Here is a 23990-nt window from a genome sequence, read left to right as displayed (position 1 = left end):
TCCTAGCTTAAATTCAAAAGAAGACTGCAAGACCAAATAGGGGAACATATCCATGAAACGTGCTTTGGCTCTGGCCCTTTCCTGTGGCCTTGGCCTGGCGGTGGCGCCTGCTGTCGCGCAGACCAAGAATCCAGGAACATTTGTCTTTCTTTGGACTGACGATATTCAGTCCTTCGATCCGGCCTATATTGCAAATACGCCCAGTTCCTACGGCGTGCTGAACGTCTATAGTCGCCTTCTCAATTATAACGGTTCACAGATTTCGGAATTTGTGCCCGCCCTTTCCAGCGAGGTGCCGACGCTGGAAAACGGACTTATAAAACAGGGCAGTGACGGATCGATCAGCTATACGTTTCCCATCCGCAAGGACGTCCACGCTCACAAAGTAGGGATTAAGGGTAGCGACGGTAAGATAACCTGGCAAAACTACGACGGTTTGGCGGGTGACCAGAAGGCGAAGATAGAACCTGGATATGGCCAGATCACACCTGAAGACGTGCGATACTCGCTGTTGCGGGCTATTCTCATGGGTCAATCATGGATGTCGAACGCCATCACCGAGGTGGTAACAGCCGGGAAATATCCGGATGTCACGAAGTGGGTCGAGACCGAGGCAAATGTCAAGGATATCAAAGACGCTGATCCTCAAGCCCTCCGCAATGTTTATGACCAGCTTGCATCACAAATTACCGTCGAAGGGGACAATGTCGTCCTGAAACTTCCGAAATCCTTCCCGGCTACGCTCGGTGTTCTGGCTCTCCCTTTCGGTGCTTCCATTGTTGACAAGGAATGGGTTGCTTCGGTCGGCGGGTGGGATGGCAATGGTGATACGTGGATAAAATATTATCGTCCCGAGCTTGGCGACGACCCGTTGTTTGCCCAGGAAAACGGTACCGGGCCTTTCATGCTCGAAGAATGGGATCGTACTGATCGCCGCATCACGCTCAAGCGGTTCGATAATTACTTCATGGGACCAGCAAAGCTCGAGCGCGTGGTCATGCGCACGGTGCCGGAATGGACGACACGACGCCTGCAACTCCTTTCGGGGGACGCCGATTTCGTCACGGCTCCCGTTGAATTTCTTGATGAACTCGGCAAGACCGAGGGTGTCAAGGTTGTTGACGGACTGCCTAAGGTTTTCAGTCGCGGACTTTATTTTGCGTGGCCTTTGGATGACGCGGACAATCCCGCACTCGGCAGCGGCAAGCTTGACGGAAACGGTATTCCGCCGGATTTCTTCGCCGACATTGATGTGCGCAAAGGTTTCAACTACGCACAGAACTATGATGCGCTTATCAAACAGGTTCTTCTGAACAAGACCGTCCAGTCGCGTGGCCCGACCGTGCGCGGCATCATGGGCTATCGTGACGATTCTCCTATCTATAGCTACGATCCGAAGAAGGCCGCAGAACATTTCAAGAAGGCTTTCGGCGGCAAGCTCTGGGAAACAGGCTTTACCTTCACGGCCTATGTACAGGAAGGCACGCCGCAGGGTACAGCCGCATTGTCTGCACTGCAGCAGGGTTTGCAGCGCATCAATCCCAAGTTCAAGATGAAGATCCAGTCGCTGCCTTGGGCATCGATTTCGGACAAGCTCAATAATCGCGAAAAGCCGGCGTCTCCGCTGACCTATATGGGCTGGGGCCCAGACTATTCCGATCCAGGTGGTCCGCTCGGTGCAGCAACTTACTATCTTTCACCAACAGGTCTCGTTGGCGGCATGCTCGGCGATGGTTATCGGGGGCTGATGGCCGAAAAATTCAAACCCTTGCTGGACGAGGCTTGGGCTTCCTCTGACCCTGCCGTTCGCGAACCAATCTATGCAAAACTGCAGACGATGTCTCACGACTACGCAACCACCCAGTTCCTCTGGGAAGATTTCGGCTACATCGTTACCCGGAGTAATATCGACGGTTACGTACATAACATGATCCTCTACGGTGCCTGGGATTTTTACCCGGTGACCAAGGCTGACTGAGCCCTTGCTGAAACGTGCCGGGCGATACGATCGCCCGGCTCTTTTCCCCAACTCCAAGCGAAACGGATTCTGGTGTGCTGAATTACGCTTTGAGGCGGTTGCTGACGCTTCCCGTCGTCCTTTTTGCCTTGTCATTGATGCTCTTCGCGCTGCAGATGTCGCTATCGCCAACACAACGGCTGGCGGCTTACGCTCCTTCGCCTGACTTTCTCAAAGGGGGACAGGAGAGCATCCGGCGCATGATCGAACAATACGGGCTTAACGATCCCTTCCACGTTCAATACGGCAGATGGATCGGTAATATCATGACCGGCAATCTCGGTTGGTCCGAGACTGCACGTCAACCTGTATCCCATGCGCTGACGTCTCTTTTGCCTGCAACACTGGAGCTGGTTCTACTGGCCTTCATTCCAAGTTTTCTGCTTGCGATCTATCTGGGCTCGCGTGCGGGCATTTATCTCAACAAATGGCCGGATCACCTTATCCGTATATTCACCATTCTGGGGTGGTCGTTTCCTGTCTACGTCTTTGGACTGTTGATGCTGCTGATTTTTTATTCCGCGCTTGACTGGTTTCCGCCGGGAAGGCTCAGCCAATGGGCGCAAGCGACTGTCATGTCCCCGGATTTCACCAGATATACCGGCGCCAATACCATTGATGCGATCCTCAATGGCAATCTTCAGATATTCTGGGATTCCCTTCGTCACCTTGCAGCCCCTGTCATTACGTTGACCTATGTCAATCTCGCCAGCATGACCCGTGTGATGCGAACCTCGATGCTGGAGACCCTCCGTCAGGATTATGTGCGTACTGCACGAGCCAAGGGTATGCCTAAACGCGTTGTGGAACTGCGCCATGCCCGCCGCAATGCGCTTCTACCCGTTACCACAATTGCTGGCATGGAGCTGGCGACGATGATGGGCGGCGTCGTTATCACGGAAACCATCTTCGATTATGCCGGGCTTGGTCAGTTCGCCGCCAAGTCTGCCGCCAATCTGGATTTTCCGGCAATTCTCGGCTTCAGCCTCTATTTCGCGATCGTGCTTGTACTAATGAACCTGATCGTTGACCTGATTTATCCGTTACTCGATCCAAGGGTGAAGACACGATGAAATTGCTGCGATATCTGCTGCGTAATCCTGTCTCGCTCATTGGAGTCCTGATTTTGCTGGCCTTTGTGCTGGTGGCAATATTCGCGCCGGTACTGGCGCCGCCGCAGGAATTCCAGATGTCGGTCTATGACACGCCGCGAGCCGGCTTTCTGGCGACACCGCAACCGCCCTCCGCCGAAGCGATCTTCGGGACCACGGAAGGTCAGTATGACATCTATTATGCAGTCATATGGGGCACCCGTACGGCCTTCAAGATCGGCCTCGGTGTGGTCGCCATTTCCGTGTTGATCGGAACATTGATCGGTTCTGTCGCCGCCTATTACGGCGGTGCAGTCGATGAGATTCTGATGCGCATTGTCGACGTATTCATGGCTGTTCCATTCCTGATTGCAGCCATGGTCCTGACCGCCCTTCTTGGAAAGGGCATCGGTCCGATTACGATCGCGCTGACAACTTTTGGCTGGATGGGATACGCCCGCGTCATCCGCAGCGAAATCCTGCGTATTCGTGAGATGGATTATGTCCATGCCGCCCGAAGCTATGGAGCCGGAGATCTTCGTCTTATTGCGTTGCACATTCTGCCCAACGCCTTTTTTCCCGTCCTTGTTCTGGCCACCATGGCGACGGGCTCAATGGTACTTTCGGCTTCAGCGCTCAGTTTCCTTGGTGTCGGCACTGAGGAAGGCTATGCAGACTGGGGGCAATTCATCGCGTATTCGCGAAACTGGATCGTGGGTCAGCCGGGAAACCCTTTCCAATACTGGTACACGCTGGTCTTTCCCGGCGCTGCAATCTTTCTCTTTGTTTTGTCATGGAACCTTGTCGGCGACGCGCTGCGAGATGTTCTTGATCCTCGCCACTCAAGCTGAACCTCGGGAGTATTGTTGTGTCCAAGCTTTCAAATCAATCAATTGAACTCTTCGAAAGCCTTATCCGCCATGAGGTGGAAGACAAGACCATACCTTCAATTTCCTATGCACTTGTTGATCGGGACGGATTGCTGGCGGAAGGGCATATTCAGCATCCCGAACGACATTTCGAGATGAATGCTCGAACATGTTTCCGTATCGGTTCGATTACCAAAACCTTCACTTCGGTCGCGATTATGCAATTGGTCGAGAAGGGCCTTTTAGACCTCGACGTGGATGTTTCTGAATATCTTCCAGGTTTTCAGCCTATCAATCCGTTCGTCGGTCGTGAAAGTGGGCCTTTCGGCTCCCATATCAGCCTTCGCAAGTTGATGAGTCATACCGCCGGTATCGTCCGGGAACCCAAAAGCGGCCATTATCTTGACGCCCATCGCCCTCCGCTTGCAGATACAGTGGCCGAGCTTGCAACTTCAACACTCAAACAGGACCCCAGCGCCGGAACCATGCATTATTCCAACGCCGGAATTGCGGTAGTTGGACTGGTTATCGAGAAGGTAACACGCAAGAGCTATGCAGACTATATAACTGACAATATCCTCAAGCCTCTCGGTATGTATGACACCTCCTCGGGTATGGCAGAGGGTATTCGCGAACGTCTCGCGCCTGCTGAGATGTGGACTATAGACGGGGATAGTCCCGCGCCGGTCTTCAGCCTCGGTGGTTCTCCTGCTGGAAACATTTTCTCAACTAACCGTGACATGGCAAGCTACGCGAGATGTCTTCTGCGCGGTGGTTTTACGCCCAATGGTCATTCCGTTATCAGCCCTGCTTCATTGCGGGAGATGTGGACGCCGATTGGAAGGCGACCAACCGGCCACGACCGAACCCAGAACGGCTATGGACTGTGTTTTGGTGTTGGCGACATGGATGGCTGGACTTCAGTTGGACATGGCGGAGCGGTTTATGGTTATGCATCCCAGATGACCTTGCTCCCCCGTGCTGGATTTGGCGTTCTTATCTTTGCCACACTGGATTTTGCCAATCAGATTGCCTCGCGCCTGGCTGGCGATGGTTTGCGTATTGCATTGTCGGAAAATGGTATGGGCAAGCGCCCGCACGGCGTCCAGGTGCCGCCCGCTATAACTGACGAGCAGTTTGCCACCCTTCCAGGCCTTTACCGTCAGGTTGAAAGTGGTGAAGTTATCGAGGTAAAGGAAAAGGCAGGCAAACTCTATCTCATGGGAGAGGGTGTGCCTCTGCAAATTCGTCCGAAGTCCAAGAACCATTTTGTCATTGACGGTCGCATCTACGGTCGTGGAGCAGACTATCCTCATATGGATGTCTCGTTTCCCGAACCCGGCAAACTCGATTGGAAAGGTCAGGAGTGGCTGAAAGCCGATAGCCTTCCTACAGAGCAAGTTCCAACGGAAATAGCCTCTCATCTGGGCAGATACGGGCCAGACTTTAACATCACATACCTGACTTATAGCCACGGCCAACTCAAATGCCTGATCGAGTATTTCTGCACGCATACTTGCGAACCTGTCGATGGCAACCGGTACCGCATGCGCGGGTTGCTTTATGAAGAAGAAATACTGGAGCTGGGCGCAACTGACGAGGCCGGGCGAACCGGTATACGGGTCGGACCGATGTTTCTGGAACGTCGGGAAGCCGGAAAGGCCGCCTGAAAGAGGGCTCGCGGCCAGCCAAGTTAGTCTCAGAATATTAACGCACCTTCGGGCGCACGTATGCGGATAAGGAGCGAAGTCATGAAAATATTCATAAGCGCGGATATCGAAGGTACGGCTGGTATCACCAACTGGGACGAGGCGCGAAAAGGGCATGCTGACTACGAAGAGTTTCGCGAATATATGACAGACGAACTGGTCGCCGCCTGCGAGGGTGCACGGGCAGCAGGTGCGAAGGAGATCGTGGTAAAAGATGCACACTCTACCGCGCGTAATCTGATCCTCTCGAAACTTCCCGACTATGTTCGCATCGTCCGGGGCTGGAGCGGGCACCCCGACGCCATGATGTTTGGTATTGACCGCAGTTTCAGTGCGGCGCTGTACACCGGTTATCACAACAAGGCTGGCACCGATACCAATCCGCTAGCTCACACGTTGACTGGCACTGTTTCGCGAATGCTGATCAACGGCGAAGTTGCTTCTGAATTCACGCTGAACGCCCTCTGTGCGGCACGCTATGGCGTACCTTCGACGTTTCTTTCGGGGGATTCGGGAATGTGTAGCGAAGCGCATGAATTCGTGTCTGGTATTCGCACGGTCGCCACCAGCGAAGGACATGGCCCCGCAACCTCCTCTTTGTCACCGCAGGCTGCCGTTAAAGCAATTCGCGACGGCGTTGAGCGGTCGTTATCGCGCGACCTGTCCAAATGCCTTCCAAAACTCGCAAACACGTTCGAGCTCATTGTGGAATACACAAACCCAATCGAAGCCTATCGAGGCAGTTGGTATCCGGGGATCGAACATCCGGCCCCCCGCACACTGCTTTTCAGAGCTAATGACTTTTTCGATATTCAGCGTGCAATTCGATTTGTCGTCTGATTATGCTGAAATTTTGCAACTGTGTCTGAGTTGGGCTTTGATGCGTCGATTTATTGAGGTTCGTGTTGAGATTGTAACGAGCGTCGCACATGGTCTTGACTGTAAAGAAGTATGGTACTCGCAATCGAGCGCCATAATTCGATCTATCAGGACCAACAGGGAAGGCGAACGACACAGTGACTGCCACATTGTGTGATCTTGCCCGCTGAAAAATGCCAAGCTGAAGCGTTTCGCTGCGATTTTACGAGAAGCCATTAAAACTCATTATACCAGATTGAGGCTTTTCATCACTTTGCGCAGGGTTGAAACGCTTTGATAGCCCGCTTCCACGCTCGCCATGGCCAATGGGACACCTTCAGCCTGACGACGCATGACATGGGAAGCACGCAGGCGCTGACGCCATTCAATAAAGCTCATCCCAGTTTCCTGGCGAAACTTGCGCGTCATCGTCCGGCGGCTCATGCCCACCTCTTCAGCCCAGTCATCGATGGTAAGGTCCAGACCCGGATTTCCAAGAAGATTCCTGCACAGCTTTCGGAGCTGCTTTTCTGTCGGAAGCGGTACCGTCAAAGGCTGCCTGCCCGCGCAGCGGATTTCGTCCAAGATGAGAGCGGAAAGATGCCTGCCACGTCCGTTTTCGTCATAGAGCAGGGGCTCCTTGGCAAGCGCCTGTATGCTGGCGTCGAGCAAGGCGGAAACTTTGAGGACCCGCGTCTCCTCCCATAAGTCGCGTGAAATGTTCTCTTCAACATAGACCGAATACATTTCCGTTTCGCCGAACGTTTCCACCGCATGCGGCAGATCTGGTCTCAATAACACCGCGTAACCGCTTGGAAGCATGAACGCGCCCTCTTCGGTCAGCGCCGTCATGTAACCGGTATTCCCGTAGAGCAATTGACCGCGCCGATGACTGTGCCAGCCAAAATTCATGCCGGTTTTATATTCACGCCGCATGACCGCCAGAGGCCGCGGTAAATTCTGATAGTCGATGGCGTGTTTCGGTCGCATGCAGATTTCCGTTTGGCCCAATTTGACTGAAATTGTCATATTTAGCGGAAATTGCAGAATTTTGACCCAATTGCAACGGAGTTTGGCCTGACTCCATCAAGGTTGCTGAAATATATTCAGCTGCGTAACGCGTTCATTGATAAGCACAAATTAGAATTATTCTGAAATTCGAGTTTGCGCAACGCCAAAATCATCGCATAACCCGCAGCCACGATCAGCTAGCGGGAGAAAGTGCCGTCGGCTGGCCGGGCGGCAAGGAGAGCCGAATTGAATACGAGTGGTGCTGCGCGCAAACAGGGCACAACGAACCCACGCCGGACGAGCGTCAAGTCTCTGCTGGAAACCGTAATTTTGGGTGGTGCGGCTTCCATCGCAATCGCATCGCCATCCGCAGCGCAGGAGACCGGAATCCTCAAGCTCGACACGATCGAGATACAGACGTCGGATGGGAAAGGTCCGCGTGCTCCTGTAGAAGGTTATGTTGCCGAGCATAGCCGTGCCGCAACCAAAAGTGACGTGCCGATCCGGGAAGTCCCCCAGTCTATTTCGGTTGTGACCCGTGACAACATGAACGACCGCGCGGTGCAGTCGGTCAGCGAAGCTATGCTCTATAGCGCCAATGTGAACGCACAGCGTTATGGTGCCGATGTTCGTTCGGACTATTTTACGGTGCGCGGCTTTCCGGCCGATCTTTATCTGGATGGCCTGCGCATTCCCCAGATTGCCAGCCAATCTGGCGGCTATTCCGGCTTCGTCGTCGAACCTTATTCTTTGGAAAGCGTGGAAATCCTGCGCGGCCCGAGTTCCGCCCTGTTCGGTCAGAGCAATGTGGGCGGCATCGTCAATATGGTCAGCAAGCAGCCGCAGGCCGAAGCTTCGCGCGAGATTTATCTGCGCGGTGGAAGCTTTGAACGTAAGGAATTCGGTGCCGATATTACAGGGCCTATCAACAACGATCCGCGCTTCACCTATCGTCTGAACGGAATTTTCCGCGATAGCAACACATCCTATGATCTGGGCAAGAATGATCGTATTGCAATCAACCCCAGTTTCGCCTGGCGGCCGGATGCTGATACCAGTCTCGTGGTTTCCGGCGGCTATCTGAAGGATGATATGGGACAGGCCGGCGTCATAATCCCGGCCTATGGCAGCGTGTTGCCAAACCCGACCCGACAGACGATCTCACGCGACTTTTCCGATGGAGATCCGCGCAATGCGATCTACAAGAAAGAGATCGGTTATGCGGGCTACGATTTCGAGCACCGTTTCAACGACACGTTCACTCTGCGCCAGAATTTTCGCTACTCGCATATGAAGACGGATTATCGCAATCTGTTCACAGGCGTCATCCCGACAAAGGGCTGGGACGGGCATACGATTCCCCGCACCAACTATCTGGCCCAGCCCGAACTGGATGCGATTGCCTTCGATACGCAACTGGAGTCGCGTTTCGATACGGGACTGGTGGCTCATACGCTTCTTGTGGGCTTCGATCAGCAATGGCAACGTCTCGACAATTATACTGCCTCGGCAAGCGGCCCCACGCAGGATCTTTTCAATCCGACCTATGGCCAGCCTCTCGCGGAGCTGTCGCCGACAACGCGGCTTTTGCAGAAGCAGTACCAGACCGGCATTTATGTTCAGGACCAGATCGAAGTCGGCAAATTGCGTGTCACGCTGGGCGGCCGCAAGGATTTCGTCAGCATCCGTTCCGAACAGACCGCACTCGCATCAGGGAAGACCACGGATTACGAACAGGATCCGGACAAGTTCACAGGCCGCGTGGGGGTGGCTTACCTGTTCGATTCAGGCCTCGTTCCATATGCCTTGTACTCGACTTCGTTCCTCCCGACATTGACACTCGCCGACACGCCGCTCAAACCTACTACCGGCACCTTGAAGGAAGTGGGCGTGAAATATGCACCGGAGGGAGAGGATTACACCGTCACACTTTCGGCTTTCGAGGCTGAGCAGCAGAATGTCGTGAACCGCATCTCCGGGGTTTATTACCAGACGGACGAAGTGCGGGTTCGCGGGATCGAGCTTGAAGGAACTGCACGTCTCTGGGACAGGCTGAACCTCACCGCTGCATTGAGCTTCCAGGACCCCGAAGTCAGCGAAAGCCAGAATCCTGACCAGATCGGCAAATTGCCTTATACCGTGCCGAAGAACCAGCAATCCTTGTTCCTGAGCTACGACATGCCGTTGCCGGGCAATATCGAAGGCAACCTTGTCGTCGGTGGCGGTGTGCGTCGCATCGGAAAGACGGCGGGCGACACGCTCAACACCTTCTATGTGCCGTCCTATACACTGGTGGACGCGTTTCTGCGTTACGACATCGGCAATTATCGTTTGCAGGTCAATGCTTTCAATCTCGGCGACAAGAAATATGTTGCCGGCTGCAATTCCACCAGCCAGTGCTATTATGGTCAGGGTCGTTCCATCGTCGCGACGACGAGCGTTCGATGGTAACAGTTTTTTCTCGGCGTGATATTCTTGTAGGGGCGGCCTTGGCTGCCCTTACATCTGTCGCCCGCGCAGAGTCCTCGAAAGTTGTAACGCTGGAATGGGCTGCAACTGAAACTCTCCTTTCGCTCGGCATTGTTCCTGTCGGGGCTGCCGATCTGGCTGGGTATCGCCAGTGGGTGAACATTGGGAACGATAAGCTTTCCAGTGCGGTCGATGTCGGCGGGCGTCAGCAGCCAAGCCTTGAGGCCTTGATGCGTCTCAAGCCCGATCTCATTGTCACATCCGCATTGCGCCATGGCGCCATTGCAGATCGCCTGAACGAAATTTCGCCAACCTTGCTGCTCGACGAAGGTTCCGAAAAGTCCGACTTCTACGACAACATCAAAGCCGGGCTTGTGGCTTCGGGCAAAGCGGTGGGGCGAGAGCCGGAAGCACGTGAGGAATGGGTCTCTTTTGAAGAGCGTCTTTCCTCAGCGCGGTCGAAGCGCTTGCCGCAGGAAACCAGGATTGTCATTGCGCAGCCACTGCCGGGCGTCGCCCGTCTGCGCATCTTTACATCCAATTCCGCCGCGATGACGACGCTGTCAAAAGCCGGATTTTCCACGGCTGTCGATCTTGGCAGCCAGTCCTTCGGTTTCACCACGCTGGGGCTGGAAGATCTCGCCGTGCTCGATGCTGACACGCATCTCTGTCTTCTTGGCGATGAGCCTTCGCGGGAACTGACGGAAAGCGCCCTTTGGCCGGTCCTGCCAATGGTGGCGAGCAATCAGGTGCACGCAATAGGTCCTGATATCTGGCCTTTCGGGTCCACACGGTCGATGTTGCGTCTGCTGGATCGCGTGGAAAGCGCGCTCCCCGCCTGACCCAAACGCGATGAGCATTATCTTACGCAAAACCATTCTTGCGGGCGATGGTCCGGCATTCCGGGCCGGATACAAGCAGAGGTTATCGCGATTCACGGCGCATCAGCAGAATGAATAACGGCGCTCCGATGAAGGCGGTGACAATCCCTGCGGGAATTTCCTGCGGCGCTATCAGGGTTCTTCCAAACATATCCGCGAAGGCGGTGAGGATTGCTCCGATAAGCGCCGTAACAGGCACGAGCTGGCGATAGCGGGCGCCGCTGCACAACCGCGCGGCATGCGGAGCGATCAATCCCACGAAGCCTATTGCGCCAACCGTCGCCACAGCACCCGCCACCGCGAGCGAGGCCAAAAGCATCGTCCATATTCGGGCGGACATTGTGTTGAGACCAATGGATTCCGCTTCGTCCCGCCCCATTGCCAGAATATCGAACCACCGTGCGAGTATCATCATCAAGGGGATGAGGACGAGCCAGGGAGCAAGTGCCGTGACATCCTGCCAGTTGCGGCCGTGCGTGGACCCCGCCAGCCAGGAAAGCGCCTCGGCGACCTGCAATTTGGCTTCAATGACGATGATTGTGCTGACCGCCGCGAGACTGGCGGCGACCGCAATGCCGGTCAGCGCGGTGCGCTCGGGCGACATCCGGATCGAAAGAAGCGAAATGCACAGGACGACCAGGCCTGCACCGAGCAAGGCGAGAAGCGCGAATAACGGGCTGCCGGGCACGACCCCGATCAAAAGTCCGGCAAGACCGGCAAGCGCAGTCCCTTGCGACAGGCCCAAGGTTTCCGGACCCGAAAGCGGATTGCGGGTGACGAGTTGAAGCAGCAGGCCAGCGCATGCAAGCAATGCTCCCGCCCCCATGGCGATCAACACGCGCGGCATGCGCAGGGCGTAGACGGTATTCCAATCGGTTTGCCAACCGGCCACTCCGTCACCGAAGAGCAGGCCGAGCAGGAAAGCCGCCACCATCAATCCGGCGAGAACGGGATAGAGCACTGTTTTCCGCTGAAACAAAACCTTATGCGAAACGACGTTTGCGCGCGTACGCGTCTCCCCTTTGATCCTGCGAAGAACCAGAATCAGGACGGGGGCAGCGAAACAGGCGACGAAAACTCCAGCGGGGATGATCGTGCCATGGCTGCTCAACAGCTGTGCCGCAACATCGGCAGCCAGAAGTGCGACAGCCCCCAAAAGCGCGGCTGCCGGCAGAAGAAGACCGTGTTTGTGAAAACCAACAGCCCGCAGGAAATTCGGGACGGCGAGGCCAATGAAGCCAATCGGTCCCGCGATGGAAACCGCCGCGCCGGAAAGGACGACCGTAGCCAGCAAACCGATGATGGCCGGCGCTTTCCCAAGGCCGAGACCCGAGGCCATGTCGTTACCGAGCGCCATAACATCGAATTGTCGCCCCAGGAGTGCAAGCAGCAATATTCCGGCTAGTATTGCTGGCGCCAGCGAAGCAACCCTGGTCCAGCCGGATTGCTCCAGAAGACCGGAAGACCACAAAAGAATGCCCGATGCCCGATCGTCGGCCATAAGCACAATCGCTGATGAAAGAGCCGAGAAGGCGAGGGAGATTGCCACCCCTGCAAGCGCAAGCCGAACCGGCTGCGCGCGCAATCCGCCTCCCACCAGAAGACAGAGACCTCCGCCGATAGCTCCGCCGAGGATCGTTGCGAGAAAGCCCGGAAATGCGAATGGAAGCAATAGACTGGCAATAATGAGGGCCAGCTGGGCACCGCTGGTGACAGCCAGTATGTCGGGTGCGGCCAAGGGGTTGCGCAGCACCGTCTGCATGATCACGCCCGTGGCTGCAAGGGCGGCCCCGACAAGAACAGCGGCAAGAGCCCGGGGCAGGCGGATGGTTTCAATGATGATCTGCGCCAGCGACTGGGGCCGCGACGGCGCTTGCAAAACGTCGGACAGCGTGACGTTACCACTGCCGACAAGGAGTTCGGCGATAATCAGCCCCAGCAGTAGCACCGACGCCAGTAAAAACAGGCCGAACACATGGGTTCGGGGCTTGGCAGCTTCCGCGACGGCGTCCCGTGACCTCATCTCGCGGCCTGATTTTGATCATCGACAATCCAGCGCGGCAGACAGAAGGAGATCGGCAGCACAGGGTGGGCGATAACGTCCATGTCGAATTCAAAGGCTTCCTTGAGATGCTGTCTCGTCAGGACGCTTTGCGGGTCGCCGGAAGCCATAAGCCGCCCCTTGCGCATTAGAATGACATCGTCAGCCAGCTCAATTACCTGATTGAGATCGTGAAGTACGGCTATGATGGTGAGATTACGCTCTCGGTTGAGCTTTTTCAGAAGAGTTAGAAGCTCGGACTGATGCCGTATATCGAGAAAGTTCGTCGGCTCATCAAGGAAGAGTACGGAAGGGTTCTGCGCAAGAGCAAGGGCAACCCAGGCCCGTTGCCGTTCGCCGCCCGACAATGAAGCGACCTGCCGGTGCCGAAGGTTTTCCAGTCCGACCTGTGTGATCGATTGTGCGATGATGGCCCGGTCGGCCTGCCCCAGGCGCGAGAGCAGCCCCCGATGAGGATGGCGACCATTTTCAACGAGTTCCTCGACCGTAAGGCCTGCCGGAACTTCAGGCATCTGCCCAAGTACTGCGACCTTTCTGGCAAGTTCGTGGCGGCGCATGCCACTGATGTTCCGTCCTTCGAAAAGCACGGTGCCCTGCGAGGCTTTTTGCAAGCGTGCCATGCAACGCAACAATGTGCTTTTGCCGGAACCATTGGCGCCGCATATCGCAGTTATCCGACCGGCGCTGACAGAGACATTAACGGATGTCAGCGCAGGCGAACCGTCATAGTCGACGGATAAATCGTTGACCTGAATGACTGCCGGCTTCGTCTCCATTCTCGAATTCTGTTCCGGCAAGGTTCACGCGGCTTTCATTGAAACTAGGACGATCTGAAATAATAACTTTTCTCAACAGAGGCAAGCGGGTTCCTGATCGCGCAGAAATGGTCAAGTCAAGCTATTAAACAATATCTCCTCGCAACCGCGCCTGGGCGAACGAACCCGCCGCGTAGAGACGGTTGCTAGGGCGGTTCCTGTTCTGACAGAATCGCCGGAACCGCTCTAACTATTTGTTTTATCGCATTATCCAACGCAAAACCGTTTCACACTTTTGCTGGAAATGCTCTATGGAAAGCGGTAGATTGTAGCCGCTAATTGGCCCAGCAATAGCCGAAAGCGCAGCCGGAAATGGTTACTTTCTGGGATACTGCGAAGGGGTTTTCATTCTCAAGCGCGATGCGGATCAACCGAGACCGGTCACGTGGACGGAACATGTTCTGGAACTCCGCGGGCAGGGCATCGGCAACGGTCAATATAGTTTCGATTTTACCCTTGGCAGACTGTGCTCCACCGGAAACATTCACCGTCATGCCTTTGCGGACATTGAACAGATATTCATCCGGCAGGTATGCGAGAATATAGGATTCTCCGCCATTGATCTGCATAAGCTCGTCACTGAACTTCACCACCTGGCCCGGGAGAGGCACCTTGGCGCCCACGGTTCCTGCCATGCTGGCACGCAGGAAACCCTGATCATAAATCCCATTCAGTTTGTCCATCGCCTGACGATAGATGGCACGCGATTGCTGAAGGAGCTTCAGTTCGTTTTCCGTAGCTGCCTTTTCGCTTTGCAGTTGGGCAACACGTTCAGCGGCTTGCAGGCTGTTGCGAAGCGCGTCGTCCTTGGCAAGCGAAGACACGATGCCTTTCCCTGAAACAGTATCGAACTGGCTCGAAGTGCCTTTCGTTTCGCGTGCGGTGCGCTCTGCCAGAGGAAATACAGCAGTGATGGAGCCGAGTTTGCCTTGAAGCTGCCCCTCACGGATAGCGAGATCGCTGTCCCGGAAGGCGATATTGGCGAGTTCCTGAATCATCTCGAATGACTCAATGCGCGCAAGCTGCGTACCGGCTTGCACTTCATCACCTTCCTTGACAAAAACCTCTGTCACCTTGCCTGGATAGTTGGCGCTAACCAGATAGCGCTCTTTCAGGACAGTGCCATCGATAGACAGGACGAACATGTTGCCGATGAGGTAATAAGCGAGCGAACCTAGAAAAACGAAGACCAGGCCGAGATAGATCATACGCCCGAGTTTTCCGGAGGACGAGCGCTTCTGAGCATCGAGAACATCGATGCGAGTTTGTTTGCGTAGACGTTTCACTTGATTTTCCGTTTTTACCAGGGACGTTGCATGCGGACTTTCACCGGTGTGTAATTGTCACGGTGAGAGCCGGAGAACACCCATTCGTCAATATAGGCAATGAGTCTGACGGGGCGCATGACATAAGTCATGAACAGGGAATAACCCGGCAGGAACAAGAGGTTGCGCAGGAAAACATGCCGACCCGTACACCAGGCGGAAGCAGCCAGAATGAGCACATCGATTGCCAGCAGACCGATCTGCATTGCGATCAGGATTGCTGGTGTGAAGGCTCCATACTGGATGAACAGCCAGACCAGATAGACCGGGAAGATAAAAGCTCCCACGACGTTGAAGAGCAGGAAATCCCACTGATGGACGGCCTCGGTGATCCGGAATGCGGGCGATAGCGGGTTCATCAGCTGAACGTGCTTGCGATAGCGAATCCAGATCGCGTCGCGTTCCCACCGCAGGCGTTGCCGTATGTACTGATAAACAGTCGTAGGCACATCGGTATAACACACCGCCTCGGGGGCGTATTCGATCCGCCAGCCCTTCAGGCGAAGTCTGATTGTCGTATCCAGGTCTTCCCCGCCGCCAACATCAAAGCCACGGATGTCGTCCAGAGCCTTGCGCCGGAAAGCACTGAAGGCGCCTGACGCGCAGACGACCTGATTGACCGCGCTGGCAATGCGCTTGCCGACTGCAATAGATTGCAGGTATTCGATTTCCTGAAACTGGCTGATAACACTCGCATCGCTGTTGCGAGGAGCGATATCCCCACAGACGGCGCCCACTGCAGGATCGGAAAACGGCCTCAGCAGATATTCGAATGCGTATCGGTCGAACGAACAGTCACAGTCGACATTGATTATGATATCGCCCGAAGCGTAGGCGCATGCTAGATTGATGCCGCTGGACTTGCCGCCGCGCAGACTGGTGGATAGCACTTTCGTTGCCAGTCCCTGTTTGACGAGGGATTGAGCGACCTCGACCATGCGGTCAGTAGAACCGTCGCTGACGATGACGATCTCAAAGTTCTGTATAGACTGCTCGTGCAGAGAGCGGACGCAAGCCTCAAGCGCATCTTCCTCGTTATGCCCCACGAGAATGACACTGACGCTGGGATGCTCGCTGGCCGTGCCGTCTTCTTCGATCAGCGCCTCGGCATCCGGCGAACGCATGACCATTCCCGCCACGAGAAATGGCAGGATGTAGCGTGGAAATTCGAAGATCAACGTGTACCAGAAGACCGACATGATACTAAGGGTCGTCTGGCTCAGCAGAAATGCGAAGCCCAGTTCCAGCGTGTTCACGGTCAGCCTCTTCCGAGACGTTGTTTCACCGTCAACACGGGAGACAGCTTGACACGTAGGACTTCCTCGCTGCTTCGCACGGTGTCCTGCAACTCCCGCTCAAGGACCGCATCAAAGCGTTCTGCCAGAAGATAGGCCATATCACCATCTACAAAGAGCGAAGCGGCAACGCCCAAACGGTTACGCAGATTCTCGAAAAAGAGATCCCGGGACTTGTCGAATGTGGGGCGGCCATTGACCGAGATTACCTGTTCGCCATCGGCGAACCGAATTTCTGCCAGGGCTGCATTCGCACCCGCGGATGCATTGATGCGGTCGATCTCTCTTTGCAGCGGAACTGGTAGAGAAGAGTCGGTCACGGAAAGCCTGCCCTCCAGAAATGCCGCACCGGCGTCCGTCAGGAGATAGCTGTGGAGATCCACTTGCTGGATTGCTTCACCATCCGTACGGGCATTGCAATCCAGACAGACGAACCCGACTTCGACTTCCGACGATGTAGCTTCACATGTGTTGCAAGTATACGCTTCGCCCGGGCGATCGTAGTCTTTCCCGTAGTTGCGAAGCTGGCGCTGGCATTTGGGGCAGACCAGCGACATTCCCTGCCGGAATTGCTCTTGCGGCAATATGGTCGCACAATGGAAATGATGAATGAGCGGACTTTCGCGCAGATCGGCCGAGCGGCAGGATGGGCATTCCTCGCGGACGGACAGACGACGCGAGTGGCAGTTTGGACACTCGTGCAGCCGATCGAAGAAACGCCGTTTCAGGAACCCGCGCAACACAAGGCTTTCGGCAAGCGGGACGATCTTCCCGGCCGAGTAGAATCCCGGATAGCAGACGGCTTCCGGTGCCAGCGGATAGCGCATTGCTCGCAGCTCTTTGTTCGAAACGTACATGTGCGCCAGCAATTGGATCTCGGGATCCACCGACTGACGGAACTGCAGGGTCAGTGCGTCCCCCTGCTGACGAAACTTGAGGATGCGCCGGGCGGTTTCTGTCCACGTCCGGGGCTCTTGCAGGTCGAAATGCGCGTCAGCAAAATCGCCGGCACGCCCCTTGAGGTCTATGAGCGGGGACTGAAGTGAGCCGACAAAATCGCGAATGTTGTGCAGAGGCGACGAACGCCGCTCGTCGGCGAACAGAATGGCATCGACATGCCCGTCTGCGTCCGTGTCAAATAGCAGGCCGAATATCTCGTCCAGATGTGCAGGCATACGTGGAAACCAACGGGCGGTAGGTTTCCACGTCAGGCCATTGTCCTGCCAGACGGCGCGGATCTGGTTGGCAAGTTGCTCGGGGGTGGCGAACCCGCCATGTGCCAGACGTTCGTGGCCATTCGTAGGAAGAGTCATTCTGAGCTCGTAGTGATTAACGTGATGCGATTGACCGGGCCTCAGAGAGGCTCCAGTTCTGTGACGGCTATTGGGACATCCAAGATGAACCGAGCCTGAACATGTTCCTGAAATGCGTTGTTCCCCCCTTTTAGGGGGAGAAATCGCAGACCTCATATAAACAGCAATCGGAAAAAGCAATGGGGTGAATGTGGCGATTATGCAACTTTTAGTGGACCGCGTTTATCCACGGTAACGATCCGCTTCAGATAACGTCCAAATTGAATGAGAACGTGAGATGAGAACGTCTCGATAGACAATTCTCTAAAGTCCCCGGGACCAACCGTCACCGGATTGGAACGACCGCGAAAACCTCATTGCCTTCACTGAACTCCTGCTCTCCTCAGAAACCTAGCGCCTTGCGTTCGTAATAAGAGTGATTGAACGGGCTGCCGCCGTCACAAGAGGCGCATATTTCTCTTCTGCTTCCTCTGGCGTATAGCGGCTGCGAGATACAGCAATATTGATTGCGCCATAGGGATGGCCCCGAGCGTCCAGAATAGGCGATGCGAAGGAAAGATCGCCGTGGAAATATTCCTCAAATGCAGTTGCATAGCCCTTGGCTGCGGCTTGCTTGAGCTTTGCATTCAACTCGTCGCGATTCCATGTGGTGTGGGGTGTGTAGGGATGCAAATGAGAGCGATCCAGCACTGCGTTCGCTTCATCTTCCGACAGGGCCGAGAGGATAGCAATGCCGGGTGCCGTGCAGTAAGCCGGTAGACGCATGCCGGTGACGACATCGTTGTTCAATACATGGCGGCTCATGAATCGCTGGACGAAAACGATGTCGGTCTCGTCCAGAACGGTCAGGTTTACCGTCTCTTCCGTGATTTTGCTCAGGTGAAGAAGATAAGGCGTACCCCGTTCGACGAGCACACTGGCGCGGCTGTAATGGTAGCCGAAGTCCAGCGTCTTTACGCCCAGTTCAAAACGCTTCGTTTCGCTGCTCTTGGTCAGATAGCCCAGTTTGGTGAGTGTATAAGTGAACCGCTGCGCCGCTGAAATATCCAGCCCGGTCTCTTCCGCGATCTGAGACAGGCTGAGAGTTGGCCTGCTGCCATCAAAGGCCCGCAAAACACGAAATGCTTTTTCGACGGATTGCACGAGCAGTGGATCGCGATCACTGCCCACGCTTTCATTGACTGATTTCACTGACTTTTCCGCTTTGCGTACCATCAAAAACTCGCCTGAGATAATCGTCGTTTAATAGCAGAATTATCAAGAATCTGAAAAGATGCTTGACATTATAATACAATAAAATCACCATAACATAATAGTTATTGCAATGCAATAAAAGATTTGTAAGCGCATAACCCCAAAGGGAGAACACAATGGATCGCTTTATCCTGACTGAGCGTCGAGGCGAGGTCGGCATCATCACGCTCAACCGTCCCCACATCCTCAATGCGTGGCACAGCGCGATGCGCCGCCAGCTCATCGAGGCTTTCGATGTGTTTGAAGGCGACGCCGATATCCGTGCGATCATTCTGACCGGGGGCGGCGACCGTGCGTTCAGCGCAGGTCAGGATCTCAATGAAACCCGGACGTTCGATGCCGAGCGCGGCAAGGAATGGGTTGGCGAATGGGAGCGTCTTTATGATCGCATGCGTTCGCTCTCCAAACCACTGATCGCGGCGCTCAACGGTGTCGCTGCCGGGTCTGCCTTTCAGGTAGCGCTTCTCTGTGATTTCCGTATCGGCCATCCGGCCGTCCGCATGGGCCAACCGGAGATCAATTCCGGCATCGCCAGCACCACCGGCCCGTGGATCATGCGCGAGATCATCGGTCTTGCCCGCACCATCGACCTCACGCTGAGCGGGCGCCTGATGGATTCCGAGGAATGCCACGCCATCGGAATCATAAATCGCATTGTCGATCAGTCCAAGGTCCTGGATGAAGCTGTCGCGCTCGGACGGGAACTCGGCGCCAAGCCGCCGGTAGCCATGCGTCTCAACAAGCAGCGTTTCCGCGAAATGACGGAAGCAGGCTTCCGCGACTGTCTGGCTGCGGGATCGCGCATTCAGAAGGAAGCCTATGCATCGGGTGAACCGGCTCGCATGATGGAGCAGTTTCTCGCCGAGCGTGCGGCCCGCAAAGCTTCCTGACCAACCAATGTCCGTCCGTCCCAAAAAGGGGCGGACGGTTTGATATCGCATACCGAATGACATGCCGGAGGGAAAACAATGAAAAATGGGAAGACGATTACAATTCATCGCCGGAATCTACTGAAGCTCGGAGGCGGGCTCGGCATAGCACTTGCTACCCCGGCCATTCTTACGCGTCGGGCTTCAGCCGCGGAGCCACTGACGGTAGCCGATCCGGGTGGACCTTACAGCCCCGGCTATCGCAAGGCATTCTATGATCCCTTTGAGAAGGCGACAGGGATCAAGGTGGTCAATGTAGCGCGCGATGCCGAACCTACGGCGCAATTTCGCGCCATGGTCGAGACCGGTTCCTATAGCTGGGATGTCTGCACGCTGACGCTATCAGCACGCGATATTCTCCAGAAGCGTAATCTGCTCGAGCCGATCGGTATTGTCGCCGCCGATGCTCCGGGCCTGATGCCGGATTCGCTGACCGAAGTCTGGCTCGGTGTAGATGTCTATTCAACGATCATGGCCTATCGCACCGACCGATTTGACGATGCGGCAGCGCCAAAATCCTGGGCGGACTTCTGGAACGTCGAAAAGTTTCCGGGCCGCCGGTCGTTGCGCAAGAACCCAATCGATACGCTGGAACAGGCATTGCTCGCCGATGGCGTTCCGCTCGACAAGCTCTACCCGCTCGATATTGAGCGCGCCTATGCCAGCCTCGAAAAGATCAAGCCGCATGTGGATGTATGGTGGACGGGCGGCGCCCAGTCGAGCCAGCTTATCCAGAGCGGCGAAGTGGACATGATCGCCTTGTGGAACGCACGTGCGCAAGCCGTCATCGATGGGGGCGCTCCGGTGAAAATCGGCTGGAACCAGGGCCTTTATTCCATCGAAGGTTGGGGTATCCCCAAAGGATCGCCGCGTGCCGATATCGCCCGTCAGTTCGTCAAGTTCTGCACCGATCCGAAACAGCAGGCGCTGTTCACGGAGTTTCTCGCTTACGGCCCGACCAACCTGAAGGCCTACGAGCATATTCCGGCGGAACGGGCATCGTCGTTGCCGACCTTCGAAGCCAATCTGAAACAGATGAGCATCGCCAGCGAAGACTGGTGGAGCGCCAATCGTTCGGAAATGACCGAGCGCTTCAATGCCTGGATACTTGGCTGAGCTGCACTTGAGCAAAGCTGAACCTGGGCGACCCATGCGGTCGGACTGACTACGCAATATGAAAAACAAAAGATGGAGCAGCGGCCGGCGAGGTCGCTGGCTCCGGGTTTAAGGGGAACGACATGCTTGCCAAACCCGAACACGCTCTTGAGCCGAAACTTCTCGTTGACGGACTATCCAAGCGCTATGGCGAAACCATCGCGCTCAAACCGACAAATATTGCGGTGAAGCCGGGCGAGTTCTTGACGCTTCTTGGACCCTCGGGGTCCGGTAAGACGACGCTCCTTCAGATGATCAGCGGTCTCGTTCTGCCGAGTGAAGGCCGACTCTTCATCGATGGCAGGGACGAAACGGATACGCCGGTGCATAAGCGCGATATCGGCCTTGTTTTCCAGCATTACGCGTTGTTTCCGCATCTTACTGTCGAGGAAAACATCGCCTTTCCGCTAAAGATGCGGGGTCAGAAGTCTGCTGACGTCAAGGCTCAGGTGCAGCGCACGCTGGATATGGTGCAGCTTGGTCATCTTGCCTCGCGATTCCCGCGTGAGCTTTCGGGCGGCCAGCAACAGCGCGTGGCTCTCGCCCGCTGCTTTGTCTACCAGCCGTCCATCATTCTCATGGATGAACCGCTGGGAGCGCTCGACAAGAAACTGCGCGAGCATATGCAATTCGAAATCAAGCAATTGCATCGCCAGACAGGTGCCACCATCGTTTATGTGACCCATGATCAGGAGGAGGCACTTGCTCTCTCGGATCGCATTTGCCTGATGAACCACGCAATGGTCGAACAGATTGCGCCGCCGCAAGAAATCTATTCCCGTCCCACGACAGCCTTTGCCGCAGACTTCATCGGGATCTCCAACATATTTCGCGGCAATATCGAAACCGGCAGTGACGGTCGCCCGCACCTTTCGACCAAAAATGCGAAGCTTCTTCTCGATAAGGCATGTGACATTCACGATGGCGAGATGGCGCTGGTGGTGCGGCCTGAACATATGGAACTCGGCGATGCCGGCGCAAATCGCGTTCGCGGCCGGGTAGCGGAAGTGGTCTATGCAGGTTCTGAAACGCGCGTATTGGTGGATGCAGCCGAAGCGCGCCTTCTGACTGTACGGGTGCTGCCGGGTCGGCCTATCCCAGCGCTCGGCGAAAATGTTACCCTGAGCTGGCAGCCGGAAGCGGCTGTTCTGGTGACGCCATGAGTGTTGCTGCAGTTTCTCAGGCGGGTACGACACGTGCTCGCTTCCGTTTCGGTCCGCTTTGGCTGGTCGCGCCGGGACTTGTCTTCCTGATCATTTTCTTTCTGGTGCCTGTCGCGCGGCTGATGGGCTTGAGCTTCGAAAACGCGGACACCGGTGCGATTACGGGAGCGCATTACACGCGAATTTTCGACACGGATGTATATTTTCGTGTTTTGCTTATCACGTTTCGCATTGCGGCCCTGACCACGATGTTCTCGCTTCTGTTCGGCTATCCGCTCGCCTATTGGCTGTCGCGCCTGCCGGAGCGCAAGCGCGGCATGATGATTTTGCTGGTGATGGTGCCGTTCTGGACGAGTTATCTCGTTAAGAGTTTTGCGTGGGTTATTCTTCTTGGACGCACCGGGGTTATCAATCAGCTTGGTCTCGGTTCGGGCGTGATAGGCTCGCCGTTGGAAATGTTACACAATGAGTTCGGCGTCATGATAGGCATGGTTCATGCCATGCTGCCGCTTGCCGTATTGACCATGCTGCCAGTCATGAGCGGGATCGACCGCAGGCTCACACAGGCTTCGGGCACGCTGGGGGCGGATTCGGCCAAGAGTTTCTGGCTGGTTTATTTCCCGTTGTCCCTGCCGGGCGCGGCTGCGGCCGGTCTCCTCACCTTTATTTCTTCCCTCGGCTTCTTCATTGTTCCCGCCCTTTTGGGCGGACGCCAGCAGACCATGCTCGCGCAGTTGATTATCGTCCAGGTGCAGGAAATCCTGAACTGGGCCTTCGCGGGGGCGCTGGCTGCCATGATGCTGGTCGCGGCCCTTGTCACATGCTGGGTCTATGATCGCGTCTTCGGCCTTTCAAGCCTTTCAGGTGATACGGGAGCTGCACACAAAGGCAAGAATGGTATTCTGCGAAATATCGGCTTGCGTATTCTGGAAATCAGTGCACTTGCGTCCAGCCGCATTGCCATGGCTGTCCGCACTTTGCTCGGACAAGCCATCACGAAGCGTCTATTGGGAATTTACTGCTTTCTGTCCTGCGCGTTTCTGATGCTGCCGACGCTGATCGTGATCCCGATTGCTTTCACCAGTTCGCAGTTTCTGGAATTTCCGCCTCCCGGTTTCAGTCTCGACTGGTTTCGAGCCTATTTCACCTCCGACCTCTGGTTATCCGCAACCGTGCGGTCGTTCGGTGTGGCTTTTGCAACGGCAATCCTCGCGACAGTCATCGGCGGCTTTGCTGCGCTGGCGCTGGCTCGCTCGCGGTCCCGTTGGGCCGGGCTGATATTCGCATTCTTCCTCGCTCCCATGATCGTTCCACGTATCGTTATCGCGGTCGGCCTGTTTTATCTGTTCGCCCAGATCGGCCTTGTGGCCACGAATACCGGTCTCGTGATCGGTCATACGGTACTGGCCTTGCCCTTTGCCTTCGTTGCGATTGCGGCAATCCTGAAAAATTATGACTGGCGTCTTGATCAGGCCGCGGCAACGCTCGGCGCGAACAAGGTACAGGCGTTGCGTTTCGTGACCGTTCCGCTCATCCGTAGCGGTCTGACCGCGGCATTTCTCTTCGCCTTCATTACCTCCTTCGATGAACTGACGGTGGCGATCTTTGTCAGCGGCGGCATAAAGACCACTCTGCCCAAACAGATGTGGGACGACATGATCCTCCAGCTCAATCCGACGCTCGCAGCGGTATCAGTCGTCGTATTCCTCATCGTCACAACACTTCTTCTGGCGGCGGAAAAACTCCGCCGCTCCTCCTGACCAAACAGAGTGCC

General features: G+C 55.6%; 18 protein-coding genes. 11 read left to right on the top strand and 7 right to left on the bottom strand.

Annotated features, from left to right (window positions below; genetic code table 11):
• Positions 1-52 precede the first annotated feature (52 nt).
• From ACOWVS_RS11820 to ACOWVS_RS11800, 5 genes are all read left to right on the top strand, one after another.
• On the top strand, positions 53-1978 hold the full coding sequence (locus ACOWVS_RS11820) for an ABC transporter substrate-binding protein (RefSeq protein ID WP_006469634.1): 1926 nt from the start codon (positions 53-55) through the stop codon (positions 1976-1978).
• A gap of 239 nt (positions 1979-2217) precedes the next feature.
• Positions 2218-3090, top strand: a complete 873-nt coding sequence (locus ACOWVS_RS11815; protein WP_006470751.1) for an ABC transporter permease — start codon at positions 2218-2220, stop codon at positions 3088-3090.
• On the top strand, positions 3087-3959 hold the full coding sequence (locus tag ACOWVS_RS11810) for an ABC transporter permease (RefSeq protein ID WP_006469636.1): 873 nt from the start codon (positions 3087-3089) through the stop codon (positions 3957-3959). Before ACOWVS_RS11815 ends, ACOWVS_RS11810 begins: the two co-directional genes overlap by 4 nt.
• Positions 3960-3976: 17 nt before the next feature.
• On the top strand, positions 3977-5647 hold the full coding sequence (locus ACOWVS_RS11805; protein ID WP_006470750.1) for a serine hydrolase domain-containing protein: 1671 nt from the start codon (positions 3977-3979) through the stop codon (positions 5645-5647).
• An 81-nt stretch (positions 5648-5728) separates the two neighbouring features.
• The gene (locus tag ACOWVS_RS11800; protein ID WP_006470748.1) at positions 5729-6526 is read left to right on the top strand and encodes a M55 family metallopeptidase; all 798 of its coding nucleotides are present in this window, start codon (positions 5729-5731) and stop codon (positions 6524-6526) included.
• Between the two features lie 264 nt (positions 6527-6790).
• Here the strand turns inward: ACOWVS_RS11800 and ACOWVS_RS11795 are convergent, their stop codons facing one another.
• Positions 6791-7573 (bottom strand): AraC family transcriptional regulator, encoded by a 783-nt coding sequence (locus ACOWVS_RS11795; RefSeq protein ID WP_006469639.1) that lies wholly within the window; start codon positions 7571-7573, stop codon positions 6791-6793.
• Positions 7574-7801: 228 nt separating this feature from the next.
• On the opposite strand from ACOWVS_RS11795, the gene ACOWVS_RS11790 reads away from it, so the two are divergent.
• Positions 7802-10006, top strand: a complete 2205-nt coding sequence (locus ACOWVS_RS11790) for a TonB-dependent siderophore receptor (RefSeq protein WP_006470744.1) — start codon at positions 7802-7804, stop codon at positions 10004-10006.
• Entirely contained in the window at positions 10000-10866 is an 867-nt protein-coding gene (locus tag ACOWVS_RS11785) for an iron-siderophore ABC transporter substrate-binding protein (RefSeq protein ID WP_050791032.1), read from the top strand. The genes ACOWVS_RS11790 and ACOWVS_RS11785 overlap by 7 nt, the downstream gene beginning before the upstream one ends.
• A gap of 82 nt (positions 10867-10948) precedes the next feature.
• On the opposite strand, the gene ACOWVS_RS11780 is transcribed toward ACOWVS_RS11785, so the two are convergent.
• From ACOWVS_RS11780 to ACOWVS_RS11755, 6 genes are all read right to left on the bottom strand, one after another.
• Entirely contained in the window at positions 10949-12928 is a 1980-nt protein-coding gene (locus ACOWVS_RS11780; RefSeq protein WP_006469642.1) for an iron ABC transporter permease, read from the bottom strand.
• Positions 12925-13743, bottom strand: coding sequence for an ABC transporter ATP-binding protein (locus ACOWVS_RS11775; RefSeq protein WP_006470742.1), 819 nt, complete (start codon positions 13741-13743; stop codon positions 12925-12927). The genes ACOWVS_RS11780 and ACOWVS_RS11775 overlap by 4 nt, the downstream gene beginning before the upstream one ends.
• A gap of 314 nt (positions 13744-14057) precedes the next feature.
• A complete protein-coding gene (locus tag ACOWVS_RS11770) occupies positions 14058-15068 on the bottom strand; it encodes an HlyD family secretion protein (protein WP_006469644.1) in 1011 nt (336 codons plus the stop codon).
• Positions 15069-15082: 14 nt separating this feature from the next.
• Complete coding sequence (locus tag ACOWVS_RS11765) at positions 15083-16363, bottom strand: glycosyltransferase (protein WP_006469645.1); 1281 nt, start codon at positions 16361-16363, stop codon at positions 15083-15085.
• A gap of 2 nt (positions 16364-16365) precedes the next feature.
• Entirely contained in the window at positions 16366-17715 is a 1350-nt protein-coding gene (locus tag ACOWVS_RS11760; protein ID WP_006470740.1) for a hypothetical protein, read from the bottom strand.
• A 390-nt stretch (positions 17716-18105) separates the two neighbouring features.
• Entirely contained in the window at positions 18106-18930 is an 825-nt protein-coding gene (locus tag ACOWVS_RS11755) for an IclR family transcriptional regulator (RefSeq protein ID WP_075041747.1), read from the bottom strand.
• A 155-nt stretch (positions 18931-19085) separates the two neighbouring features.
• Here ACOWVS_RS11755 and ACOWVS_RS11750 point away from each other — a divergent pair, with 155 nt between their 5' ends.
• The 4 genes from ACOWVS_RS11750 to ACOWVS_RS11735 all read left to right on the top strand — a co-directional run bounded on the left by ACOWVS_RS11750 (position 19086) and on the right by ACOWVS_RS11735 (position 23976).
• The gene (locus ACOWVS_RS11750; protein ID WP_006469648.1) at positions 19086-19859 is read left to right on the top strand and encodes an enoyl-CoA hydratase/isomerase family protein; all 774 of its coding nucleotides are present in this window, start codon (positions 19086-19088) and stop codon (positions 19857-19859) included.
• 78 nt (positions 19860-19937) lie between these two features.
• Positions 19938-21014, top strand: coding sequence for an ABC transporter substrate-binding protein (locus ACOWVS_RS11745; RefSeq protein ID WP_006469649.1), 1077 nt, complete (start codon positions 19938-19940; stop codon positions 21012-21014).
• A gap of 122 nt (positions 21015-21136) precedes the next feature.
• Entirely contained in the window at positions 21137-22216 is a 1080-nt protein-coding gene (locus tag ACOWVS_RS11740; RefSeq protein ID WP_006469650.1) for an ABC transporter ATP-binding protein, read from the top strand.
• Entirely contained in the window at positions 22213-23976 is a 1764-nt protein-coding gene (locus ACOWVS_RS11735) for an ABC transporter permease subunit (protein ID WP_006469651.1), read from the top strand. The genes ACOWVS_RS11740 and ACOWVS_RS11735 overlap by 4 nt, the downstream gene beginning before the upstream one ends.
• Positions 23977-23990 lie beyond the last annotated feature (14 nt).

The sequence above is a fragment of the Brucella sp. IR068 genome (genome assembly GCF_049065885.1).
Lineage (GTDB): Bacteria > Pseudomonadota > Alphaproteobacteria > Rhizobiales > Rhizobiaceae > Brucella > Brucella intermedia.
This window is presented reverse-complemented; position numbering and strand designations above follow the sequence as displayed.